This is a genomic window from Streptomyces sp. BRA346 (assembly GCF_052851135.1).
In genome coordinates, this window is record NZ_JAIWIH010000028.1 from 78,543 (window position 1) to 89,449 (window position 10,907).

At 67.8% G+C, this 10,907-nt stretch carries 15 protein-coding genes and 1 tRNA gene; 14 read left to right on the forward strand and 2 right to left on the reverse strand.

Features of this window, described 5'->3' with window-relative positions:
* Positions 1 to 10: 10 nt before the first annotated feature.
* The 13 genes from LCH29_RS29945 to LCH29_RS30005 all read left to right on the forward strand — a co-directional run bounded on the left by LCH29_RS29945 (position 11) and on the right by LCH29_RS30005 (position 8,776).
* Positions 11 to 322, forward strand: coding sequence for a hypothetical protein (locus LCH29_RS29945; protein WP_446464824.1), 312 nt, complete (start codon positions 11 to 13; stop codon positions 320 to 322).
* 61 nt (positions 323 to 383) lie between these two features.
* Positions 384 to 1,067 carry a hypothetical protein gene (locus tag LCH29_RS29950; RefSeq protein WP_446464825.1) on the forward strand — a complete coding sequence of 228 codons (684 nt, stop codon included), beginning with the start codon at positions 384 to 386 and terminating at the stop codon, positions 1,065 to 1,067.
* A gap of 94 nt (positions 1,068 to 1,161) precedes the next feature.
* Entirely contained in the window at positions 1,162 to 1,845 is a 684-nt protein-coding gene (locus LCH29_RS29955) for a PP2C family protein-serine/threonine phosphatase (RefSeq protein WP_446464826.1), read from the forward strand.
* A gap of 33 nt (positions 1,846 to 1,878) precedes the next feature.
* Positions 1,879 to 2,652 carry a hypothetical protein gene (locus LCH29_RS29960; RefSeq protein WP_446464827.1) on the forward strand — a complete coding sequence of 258 codons (774 nt, stop codon included), beginning with the start codon at positions 1,879 to 1,881 and terminating at the stop codon, positions 2,650 to 2,652.
* 29 nt (positions 2,653 to 2,681) lie between these two features.
* Complete coding sequence (locus tag LCH29_RS29965) at positions 2,682 to 3,413, forward strand: hypothetical protein (protein ID WP_446464828.1); 732 nt, start codon at positions 2,682 to 2,684, stop codon at positions 3,411 to 3,413.
* 6 nt (positions 3,414 to 3,419) lie between these two features.
* Positions 3,420 to 3,962 (forward strand): hypothetical protein, encoded by a 543-nt coding sequence (locus LCH29_RS29970; protein ID WP_446464829.1) that lies wholly within the window; start codon positions 3,420 to 3,422, stop codon positions 3,960 to 3,962.
* 83 nt (positions 3,963 to 4,045) lie between these two features.
* A complete protein-coding gene (locus tag LCH29_RS29975; RefSeq protein ID WP_446464830.1) occupies positions 4,046 to 4,435 on the forward strand; it encodes a hypothetical protein in 390 nt (129 codons plus the stop codon).
* Positions 4,435 to 4,830: a hypothetical protein gene (locus LCH29_RS29980; protein WP_446464831.1), complete on the forward strand. Its 396-nt coding sequence runs from the start codon at positions 4,435 to 4,437 to the stop codon at positions 4,828 to 4,830. The genes LCH29_RS29975 and LCH29_RS29980 overlap by 1 nt, the downstream gene beginning before the upstream one ends.
* Before the next feature lie 99 nt (positions 4,831 to 4,929).
* Complete coding sequence (locus tag LCH29_RS29985) at positions 4,930 to 5,565, forward strand: hypothetical protein (RefSeq protein ID WP_446464832.1); 636 nt, start codon at positions 4,930 to 4,932, stop codon at positions 5,563 to 5,565.
* Between the two features lie 5 nt (positions 5,566 to 5,570).
* Positions 5,571 to 6,569, forward strand: coding sequence for an N-6 DNA methylase (locus tag LCH29_RS29990; protein WP_446464839.1), 999 nt, complete (start codon positions 5,571 to 5,573; stop codon positions 6,567 to 6,569).
* Positions 6,566 to 7,363 (forward strand): phosphoadenosine phosphosulfate reductase, encoded by a 798-nt coding sequence (locus LCH29_RS29995; protein WP_446464833.1) that lies wholly within the window; start codon positions 6,566 to 6,568, stop codon positions 7,361 to 7,363. Before LCH29_RS29990 ends, LCH29_RS29995 begins: the two co-directional genes overlap by 4 nt.
* A 74-nt stretch (positions 7,364 to 7,437) precedes the next feature.
* On the forward strand, positions 7,438 to 8,193 hold the full coding sequence (locus tag LCH29_RS30000; protein WP_446464834.1) for a hypothetical protein: 756 nt from the start codon (positions 7,438 to 7,440) through the stop codon (positions 8,191 to 8,193).
* A 73-nt stretch (positions 8,194 to 8,266) separates the two neighbouring features.
* Positions 8,267 to 8,776: a hypothetical protein gene (locus tag LCH29_RS30005; protein WP_446464835.1), complete on the forward strand. Its 510-nt coding sequence runs from the start codon at positions 8,267 to 8,269 to the stop codon at positions 8,774 to 8,776.
* 34 nt (positions 8,777 to 8,810) lie between these two features.
* Here the strand turns inward: LCH29_RS30005 and LCH29_RS30010 are convergent, their stop codons facing one another.
* A complete protein-coding gene (locus LCH29_RS30010; RefSeq protein ID WP_446464836.1) occupies positions 8,811 to 9,509 on the reverse strand; it encodes an 8-oxoguanine DNA glycosylase OGG fold protein in 699 nt (232 codons plus the stop codon).
* A gap of 310 nt (positions 9,510 to 9,819) precedes the next feature.
* Positions 9,820 to 10,368, reverse strand: a complete 549-nt coding sequence (locus tag LCH29_RS30015) for a GIY-YIG nuclease family protein (protein ID WP_446464837.1) — start codon at positions 10,366 to 10,368, stop codon at positions 9,820 to 9,822.
* Positions 10,369 to 10,734: 366 nt separating this feature from the next.
* Here LCH29_RS30015 and LCH29_RS30020 point away from each other — a divergent pair.
* Positions 10,735 to 10,807: transfer RNA gene (locus LCH29_RS30020), tRNA-Arg, on the forward strand.
* Positions 10,808 to 10,907: the final 100 nt, after the last annotated feature.

Genomic DNA, 10,907 nt, shown 5'->3' on the forward strand with positions numbered 1-10,907 from the left:
GAGGAGTCCGATGAGCAGCCTCCCCCTGTCCGACATCGCCGCGATAGTGGCCGCCGCCCGCGTACAGGGCCCGCCCACCCTCCGCAGCGACGTGGACGGCAGGTCCGTGCGTCTCCTGACCCTGCGCGGCTCGCGCCCCGGCGAGCTGTACGACTTCACGCTCGACGACGGCCACCGCCGCTGGCGCCTGGAGTCCGTCAGCAACGAGAGCGGCATCGACATGAACGGCCGCACGCTCGGCAAGCGCCTCTCGGCCCGGTTGAGCGTCCTGCACGGCACCGCTGCCGAGCACTTCGGCCAGCGGCTCACGCACCTCCCGTAGCCACCCGCACCCACTGGGCCCGGGAGCAGCGGGGCCCAGTAACCGCAAAGGAGAGAGCGAAATGGACCAGCCCACCCGCGAGCAGTTACTGCACGCCGAAGCCGCCAAGTACGGCATCGCGCCGCCCGTCATCGACCGAGCGGTCAGCATCATCGCCGCCGTCCAGCGCCGCGACCGCGCCGACTACAGGACGAACTTCGGCGGGGAACTGACGCCCGACCGATGGCTCGCCACGTACGGCGTCTCCGGCTTCGCCGAGCTGTGCGCCCGAGCGGCTCGCCTGGCCGGACTCGGCGACAACGGCAAGCTGCTCATGCGCATCGTCTCCGCGGTCGCGCCGCTGCCCGAGCAGTGCGACGACGACCGCCCCGTCCAGTTCTGGGCCCGCCCCCTCACCGACCCCGAGGAGGCGACGTACCCGGCGTACCGCGTCACCTACGAGGGCCCGCAGGCGGACAGCAGCCCGGGCTTCGACTGGTCCGGAGCTCTGCTGCGCATCACCCTGCGTGAGGCGACCAGACGCGGCCAGGGCGCGGCGAGCCTCGAGGAAGCCACGGGGGTCGTGGTCTTCACCGAGGGAGATCTGCGCGGCGCATACGTCGCGCGCCCCGCCCCCAAGCACATGCAGCCCGCCTGCGCCCGCTGCGGCCAGTGGGAGAGGGAGCACACGCTGCACGAACGCTTCGGCTCGTGTTCCCAGTTCACCGCCCAGGCCACCGACCTCGACGCGGTTTCGGTGCCGTAGCAGCTGAGCTTCCGCCCGGGGCCGCGCGCCGGTGCGAGCGGCGCCCGGCCCCGGGCAGGCCCCGCATTCCCTTCGTATGCAAAGGACTCCAGTCATGCCCCGAACGCTGTGGCGCGCGGCCAGCGCCCAGCTGCAAGGCCGCCGCGACGCACAGGCGGACGCATTCGCCGTCGCCGACGACCAGGCCACCGGCCGTATCGCCGTTGCCGTCGCCGATGGCATCGGCGACACCGCGGAGGCCGCCGACGCGGCCGAGCTGGTCGCGAAAGAGGCGGTCGGCGCGGCGCTCAACTCCACACCCGAGACCGGTTGCACCAGGGCCCGCGAGCAGCTGGCCGCCAGCGGCATCGCCGCGGACGCGTCCATCGTCACCGCGCTGTTCGACCCTGCTCACAGCCGCGTGCGGTTCGCCTGGGCAGGTCTGTGCCGCGCCTACCTCCTCACCACCGGCGGGGAGCTCCGACGCGCCACCTACGACCACTCGCTCGGCGAGCGCATCCGCCGTCACACCACGCGGCGCGGCCCGTTGCCGATATACGACCGCAAGGTCACGCGCACCGTCGCGCACCACGAGTTCGTGACCACCTCGCTGCCCGCGCACAGTGCCGCCGGAGTCCTGCTGTGCACTGACGGCGTCAGCCAGAGCGTCGACGAACAGACCATCATCGCCGCTCTCCTCTGCGACGACCCGGACGAAGGCGCCGCACTCCTCGCCCACGACGTCGGGATCAACGGCCCGGACAACGCGACCGCCGTCGTCCTGCGCCGCGCGCACTGACCGTTCCTACACACCTTCGAGGAGCCAACTCCCGTGCATGAGCCACAACCTCGCCCCACCCAGCTACCGCTCAATGAGCTCGCGATCGCCTACATGCGGGCGGGCGAGACTCTCTTCCTCGCAATCCACGACGACATCGCCGCCCGCGTGCGCTTGGCCCACCCCGAGGCCCAGCACCTGGAGGTCAGCCTCGACGCGGAGGGTGACGTCCAGCTGCATGGCATCTGGAGCGCGCAGGAATCCGCGATCGGGACCTGCCGTCTCCTGTACGACCCCCATGACGACGCAGAGGAAAGCTGGCGCGACGGGCCACTGGACATCGACGAACTCCTCAGTGAGCTGAACCGCGTCCTGGCGGGCTCGTTCCTCTACCGCTGGGGCCTCGTCGAGCCTCATCCCAGCTACGAGTACCGCGACCGTCGCTGGATCACCTTCCCGCCGGCCGATCGCGCCGCGACAGTCGCTGCGCTCGTCCGTCGTCACGTCCCGGACGCCGAATCGCTGATCTGTCGCTTCGAAGCGGACCACGGGGGCATCGCCGTCGGCTTCGAGCAGGTCACGCTCAGCGGCGGCAAGGCAGTCGACATCCCGTGCCCCCGCTGTTCGCCGGATGCCGAAGACAGCCCCTGGCCGCACGAGGTCTCCCACGAACTGGCCATTGTCCTTGCCCAGCTCTACGCCCTGCCGCACCTGCGCAGCCGCCATCTGACCCCGTGCGTGGACGTCACGTCCGAACACGAGGGGCAGCTGTGGCAGCTGGTCTTCCCGTACCGCGCCCCCTCCTCCACCAAGACCGCTCGGCCCTGACCGAAGTCACCATTGGAAGGACATCCTTGATGACCAACATCGCAGCGAACCGGGCCGCCACAGCCACGGCCCTGCGCTACCGCACGCTCGCCGTCGACGCCTTCAACGAGGCCCAGGCTCATTACGAGATCGCCGTCCTCGACCACGTCACCGCGCGCATCCTCGATGCATACCCGGAGACTACCCATCTCACCTTCGACCGCTCCTCACGCCACCAGACGATCGAGCTGCACGGGCTGTGGGCCACACACCACGGCGGCACGGAGGAACTGATCCTCGACGTACCCCGTGACGCCGACACCAGCGCCCTCGACTTACAAGAGATCGCCGACGATCTGACCGAGGCTCTCGCCGGACGGCAGTCGGCGGCGTGGAGTGCCGTACGCCCTCAGCCGAAGCCAGGTGGGCATCGAGTGCTCGACCTCCCGCCGACTGACCGAGCAGTGCGAATCGCCGAGCTCGTTCGAGCTCACCACCCGGACGCCCAGTTACTCACGGTCGACCTCGTCCGCAACACATGCCGTGTGCGCGACATCGTCTGCGCGAAGCTCTCCGAGTTCGGCGGCGCCATCGGAAAGCCGGTTCAGGCGACCGACGAGCATCCGCTATGGCCGGTGGAGACCGAGCGGCAGATCACGGCGCTCATCCAGCAGATCCACGCCGTTCCGCATCTGCGGGCGGAGCGTCTGGCGCGCGTCGGCGGCCCGAGGGAACGCACCGCCTTCTTCCTCCTCCCGCAGACCAGCAGCGGCAAGGAGTGAACTGTCATGTCCCTGCCTTTCGAGAGGTCGCTGAGCCCCTCCGTACCCGCCGTACACGCCCAGACCATCGCCGCCCACGTGCTGAAGACCTGGCCCATGACGCTCGGCCTGACCATCGAGTACCTCGCCCACCACGACCAGGGCCCGCGCGGTGCCGTCACCTTCGCCGTCGTGCGTGCCCGAGAGCCGTGGCCGACTCCTGTCCTGATCCGCTGCGACGGATACGGCCACATCGCCCGCGGCTGCGAACACCCTCGCCCCGACGGACAACCCTGCTGGCACCCCTCAGCCCCACACCTGTCCCTGCGCGACCACGGCCGGTGCCCGCAGCATCTGCCCCCGCTCACCGTCGATGACTGGGTCAAACACCCCGAGCAGCCGCTGTACGGGCGCGTCACCCGCGTCGAGCCAGACGGCACCGTCGCCATCGACTTCGTGAACGGCGAGCTCACTCTCCACGCCGCCCAGGTGCCCCGCGTTCCACCCCACATCGCCGCAGAGCTCGACCGTGGCCCGCTGAGCAGCCCTGTGCACCTGATCGACGACTAGCCAGACACCTCCGGCGCCGTGTGCGAGACGGCCACCGGAGGCGACCAACCATCCCAAGCCGCAATGGAAAGAGAACGTCCAGCATGAGCAGATACGCCGTGGTCACCCTCGGCTTCACCAGACCTGTGTACGCCCACGAACTGCGCCCCGGCGACGTGTTCGTCTTCCCGGACGCACCGAGCACCGCGCTGATCGTGGCCGACATCGAGGAAAGCGTCCTCTCGCCCGAGCTCGCTCTCCTCACCCTCACCCTTCACGGCCGTACTGAACCGATGCACCTTCCGGCCAACACCCCGATCCGACCGCTCCGCATGGTGCGTACCGTCTCCATGACCTGCCTGCTGTGCCACAAGGATCAGGAGGCCGAGCTGGATCTCCCGCGCGACGGCGAACCCCTGTCCTTGGTCTGCGCCGATCACGTCCCCGAGGCGGACGAGGACGCGAACCCGGGCCCGGGCGAGGAGATCGAGTAATGGCCCTCCACTACCTCAGCGCTGTCCAGCTCCTGCGCCGCGCCGACGAAGAGAAGGCCCGCGCCCTGTACACCGACGTCATCGAAGCCCTCGAACGGCACTGCGCGGACGTCGGCGTGGACTACTGCGGCAACGAGCTGAGCATCACCATCCCGCTCTCGGACGACGGCGAGCAGTACATCGCCATCGCGGGCCGCTACTCGCTCCCTTGGCACGACGACCGCAGCGAGGTCGGCGGCTGGAAGGCCATCCACATCGACAACGTCTACGGCCAGTCCAAAGTCGTCTACGACACGACGACGCCCGACGGGGAGCCGCCCGGCGACATGTCCCTCGAGCCGCTCGCCGAGGAGGTCGGGGCGTACGTCAACGGCTGGCACGCCCAGCACGGATAGCAGCCCCCGCACACCCAAGCCACATCAGGGGCCGGCCGAGCCCACGGCGTCGGCCGGCCCCCTACCCCCCCATGCCTGCATCACGAGAAGGGCATTGTTGTGCCTACCTTCACCATCGGCGAGGGACCGGCCCTCAAGGTCGCCGAGTTCGCCGACTTCGACACCGGTCAAGCGGTGTACCGCGTCAGCGGCATCGGCGCCTTCACCCTTGGCTGGGACCCCGACCACCACCCCGAAGCCGACCAGGACCCGATGCAGGAGATCCTCCACGTCGGATACGGCACCGGACCGCTCGGCTTCCGGATGGACGAATCCCCCGTCCTCTTCGGCATCACCCTCGCGGGCACCGAGTCCTTCGCCCGCGCCGCCCTCACCTCGGGCAGCCTCCGGCTCCGCCCCTACCGCCTCATCATCAACGCCCCCATGCACGCCCCGAAGGGCACGGCCCGCCGGACCACCGTCATCGTCTCCGCCCTGGCCAAGCACTGGTTGGCGCAGCCCTGGACGCCCGAACTGCGCCGAGCCCACGAACACCACTGCGCGCCCCGCTCCCTGAGCCGGTACGGCGGACTCATCTCCGAGCACGAGGAACGCATGCGGCGACTCCGCGAGGCTCACGCCTACTACCTCCAGCGCGCCGACCGAGCCATGGCGATTCTCCAGGCGGGCCCCGTACCCGCTCCGCCCAGTGCCCCGCCGCGCCCGTTCACCCCGACCGAGACCGGGAGTCGGTGAGCGTCATGGTGCAGTTCGACCTGTTCGGCGAGGTGGAACAGAAGCTCGACGAGCGCGCCAAGCGACAATCGGATGAAGCCGCCCAGCCGCCCAAGCCGCGGCCCGCTTCTCCCTCACGCCGTAAGCGCCGCTCCTTCCCGAGCGACCCGCAGCAGCACGCCAGTGAGGTCGCCGAGAGCGTCATCGCCGCGTGGTTCAGCCACTACGGCGGGAGCCGGATGGACATCCCTCTCGGCACCGTCGCCGCTCTGTCCTTCTTCCGGGAGCCGCTCATCAGCGACTGGCTGCTCACCCTGGAACCCGCCCAGCTCCCGCCGTTCCTGCGGGAAATCTGGGGCTCCCAGTGGCTGGCCCGACCGGACCTCATCGAGGTCGCCCAGCCGCTCCATCGCTGGGTCGAGGAGGACCCCGACGAGTACGAACTCCGTGCCGTCCAGGCGGTGATCCACACCGCTCTTAGCAAGGGGCTGTTCGATCTCACCGCCCAGGACGATCCCTACGCACGGTCGCAGGCCGACGTCCTCAGTCCGCTGCTCACAGGACTGCGGCACAAGGGCGACAAGAAGTGGCGGGGCGAGTACCACACGCCCCCGAGCGTCACCGACCTGATGGCGCACATCCTCGTCGATGACGACTTCTGCGGTCCGGGCATGTCCGTCCGCGAACCAGCCATCGGTAGCGGCGGCATGTTCCGTTCCGTGGCACAGCGCATGCGCGAACTCGGCCTCAACACTCACGACTATCGATGGTTCGGCAACGACATCGACCCGTTGGCGACGTCCTGCGCCGCCGTCAACGCCATCGTGTGGGACCTCGGCCCCAAGGTCGCAATCTGGTGCGCCGACACCTTCGCCGACTCCGACAGCGGGCTGCGCGAAGCCCTCACCGAACGTGCGGCAATCATCGAGCACCGCAACGCAGTCGTGGAGCAAGCCCTCTTCGAGCAGAAGACCAGACGGCTGCTCAACGCGCTCGATCAGCTCTTCGAAGGAGCGGCAGCGTGAACGTCGTCTCCTACGGCGGAGGAGTTCAATCAACTGCGCTGCTGGTCCTTGCCGCACAGGGTCGCATCGACTTCGGCACCTTTCTGTTCGCCAATGTTGGTGACGACAGCGAGCACCCAAAAACGCTGCGGTACGTACGAGATGTTGCTATCCCGTTCGCAAAAGATCAGGGCATTTCCTTGCATATCCTCGAGCGACACAGACGTGACGGGACCACTGAGACTCTATGGGAGAGACTCGTACGCCCCGGATCTCGTTCCGTTCCCATCCCTGTCCGTATGAGTAATGGCGCTCCTGGGCGACGCTCCTGCACCGCGGACTTCAAAATCAAGGTCGTCGGCCGCTGGCTTCGTGAACACGGTGCTACCAAGAGCGCCCCAGCCCAGGTCGCCATCGGCATTTCGGTCGATGAGGTGCACCGTGCCAACAGGCGCCGCGCCGAGCCTCACGAGAACATCGTCTACCCCCTCCTGGATCTCGGACTCCGCCGAACTGACTGCGTCCGCATCATCGAACAGGCAGGACTTCCCATCCCGCCCAAGAGTGCCTGCTTCTTCTGTCCGTTCAAGACGCTTCAGCAGTGGCAGGAGATGCGCCGCACCGAGCCGGAGCTCTTCGCCAAAGCGACCGAGTTGGAAGCAACGCTGATTGCTCAGCGTGCGGCGCTCGGAAGAGATCCTGCCTACCTGACGCGGCGAGGAAAACCGCTGTCCGAAGCCATTCCCGTAGCAACACCGCTGCCCTTGGTTGACTCCGATGAAGCGGAGTGCGACTCGGGCTGGTGCATGACCTGAATGACCACCGAAGGACAGATAGACATGCCTGATCAATCCACGGCATCACACCGCACGGCCAAGAAAGAGAACTCATGAGCGCAGCAAAGCCGACCGCGTCAAAAGACACCGACCCTCCGAAGAAGCAGCGCGTTTTTCCGACAGACTTCGCGCAATTCGTCGCCGCCACGGCGGCCGGACTCGGCGACGGCTGGGCGGTCGACGCTGACAGCAAGCCTCACTCGGGTCTGTCCGCGTACCTCGCGCACCCCGACGGGCGTCGCATCGGCATCAAGCACATCTGGCGCGGGGAGGGCGTCCAGACCTGGGCGCTGGACGTCCCGACCCGCGAGCTCGAGCGCACGGGGGACGCCGAGGCGCACGCCAACAGCGTCAAACACTTGACCCCCGGCGTCCGCTACAACGTCGGCGTCTGCTTCACGAACAGCTCACCTGCCGCGACCACCGCGCGGAACATCCGCACCCGGCTCCTGCCGGCATTCGACGGCAAGCGCCCGTCCCTCCGCGCCTTCTCCAAGAAGCGCCCCCGCCGTACCGCAGGGGCGGAAGGGAGCACGGCGGTCGCCGGGGAGACAACGAGCAGCGACACCACACGAGCAGCGGACCAGGCCCAGCCCAAGAAGGCCGCCGCGAAAACTACAGCCGCGAAGAAGGCCCCACGCCGCGCAACCAAGAAGGCGCAGCCCAGCAGGCAGGCAGCCGAGTCGAAGAAGCAACCAGCCGCGCCTCGAGCCCGACGCGCTACGACGACGGCCGCCAAGACGACCAAAGCGAAGGGCGCCAAAGCGCGACAGGAGCCGCAACCGGCCGAGTCTCCTACCAGTAACTGATCAACACCCTCGGGTGCGGGGCGACCAGCGCGCGCCCCGCACCCTTGGCACGTCGATGGAGCTGAGCACTGTCATGACACAACTCGACCTATTCGGAGAGAAGCAGGCCGCCATGGACCGCAGGTCTGCCTACGAGACCGAACGCGCCGCCCGGACCGCCCGCCATGTCGCCCATCTCGAGTCCTTGAAGATCGACTGCTGCACCGGCAAGCTCATCCCGCCCGACGAGCACGGCAACCCGCAATACCGCTGCGGCCGCTGCGGCGCCCTCGCCTTCGCGGGAACCTTCGCCTTCAACCACGACTCCGGCTGGGCCGGCTGCTACGCCGACACCGAACCCACCCACGGCACCGGCAAGACGATCCACGAAGCCGGTCTCTCGGCGTACCGGCACGACAACCGGCACTATGCGCCCTGCGCCCGCCCCGGTTGCGGCCACGCCCGCGGCGCCCACCAGAGCGTTCCACGCACCGCACCCGAAGACTCCCGGTGCTACGAGCACTGCGGTTGCATCGGCTACGTCACCGCGCCAGCCTCCGGTATCCAGGCCATCGGCCAGGAATATCAACTGACGAGAGCGTGATCCGAGCCGGTTGGAGGCAGGCGCCCCGTGATGTCTACGGGGCGCCGCTCCCGAGCCGCTTCCCCCTGTCGAAGAGCCTCCGCTCCACTACATCGGGCTCAGTTCCCCACCGTTCAGCCCACGAGTGAGCCAGCTCGAGATAGATCGCGTACTTCTTCGAGTCCCATCGTTCGTCGGCCTCCCACCTGTGAGGCGACAGCTCATCGAGCGCCAACGCGACGTTGCTGTCGAGGATCAGAGGCCAACGCTCACCCACAGGGCGGTCAGCGGTGAGAAAGTACAGCAGCTTGCTGAAGAACGCCGGGCCGAAGTGCTTCACCCGAAAGTCCCGGTCGTTCAGCACCAAATAGGCAGCAACCGGGTCTCCACGATCGATCTCATCCTTGGCCCCACAGATCCGCTCATCCAGCCACTCGAGGCCGTTCTCGTGAAAGATCCGCGCACGGCGGGCAACCTCCCGAGCATTGGTCCCGGTACCCCATACGAGGGCAGCTATCAGCAGGTCTCGCCTGCCCTCCAACGTCCCGACATGCTCGGCCAACTGGAAAACGGTCCGCCGGTCCACAGCCGGCCAACGCCCTACACGGGGCAGTGCGGCCAAGCGCTTTGGCCACCACTCATTGCTCGGCAGCCGAGCGATCCACTGGTCGGGGTTGAACGGGATGGCCTGCCCCAGAACGTACGAGTCACGATCCGGGAGTGGGTCACGGAACAACTCATCAAGCTCGGTCACGTTGACTCCTCAGCCCCCTGTCATCGCGCTCAATAGTGCATCAGAGCGCTGAAGCGAGATCCTGTCCACCCAGCCACCTCAAGCCCGATCGCCTCACGCCCCGCACGCGACTCCCCGGCACACCAGCCAACTCCTACGCTCCATGCTTCCGAAGCAGGTAGTGGCCCCCAAATAATGGCCAGATCGACACCATGCACGTTTCGTAATTTTTACGGCGAAGCGGGTGCGTAAACGTTGCCCGACGAGGCACCCCAGTGCCACCTATTGATCACCGTGTCTCGCAGGCGCGACAGAGCGGACACCTCCGCCCCTAGCCAGTCGGCCGAGGACCGGCACTCCCGTAGTACCTCAACCGTGCCTGCTTGACCGCGTCGAGCACAGCGCCCTGCTCAGCACCAGTGATGTTGAGGGGCGGACGGAACCAGGAGATTAGCTCCCGCTCCACAGAGCGCGGCTCGCGGTTCTCGACCCAGCTGAGGGCAAGGTGCTTGTGCATCCACTCAGTGAGGCGTCCCTCGTCCTCAGGAACAAGGACCACCCGGTCCGTCCACATCGTCCGATAGCCCTCAGTGGGCATGAGCAGCCCAGCCAGCGTCCGGCGCAGCGTGGAGCTTCTCGAGCGCTTCAGGTGGTTCGAGGCGATCCGGTCGCGGAGCCGAGTGGCCTTACCGAGATAGAGCAGCCGACGCCCGGGATCCGCGGGGTTCGCCCGCCCGGGAAACGTCGGAAGAACGTTGGACGGCGCCCACCAGGCGTACAGTCCGGCAGCCCTCGGAAGCTCAGCGACCGCATCGGTCAAGGAGTGCGGAGAGGTGAGCAGAGCCGCGGCGGCCCGTTGGATGACTGTCTCCTTCGGCATGGCCGCAGGGTAGGGGCCCTGGTGGAGTCCAGGGACCGCCTTACCAAAATGGGCTCCGCAGAGGCGGTCCGCCACCTCACCGCGAAGGGCAAGCGGTGCTCACCGAATACGACTGGCGCCTCTCCCTGGAGCCTCGGACCGTCGCCGGTCAGGGGCCGAAGCCGGACCGTGCCAGCGGGGACAGAACGGGGACACGAGGGCCCGGTGGGGACGTCACGGGGACGTAGTGCCTGGTACGGAATGGGAGTGATCGGGACTGCTCCGAACCGCTTGGGAGGGAATCATCGCAGGTCAGGCAGCACTGGCGACCATCACCATGCAGGGCCCCGACATCTCCCCTGCTCGGCCCGCTAGGCTGACTTCGCTGCCTCCGTAGCTCAGGGGATAGAGCACCGCTCTCCTAAAGCGGGTGTCGCAGGTTCGAATCCTGCCGGGGGCACGCTGTGATGTCGCAGGACATCGGAATGACCCCGAACCCACGATTGGGTTCGGGGTCATCGTCGTTGTGGGCCGGGTGGGCGGCCGGTCGGCTGGTAGTC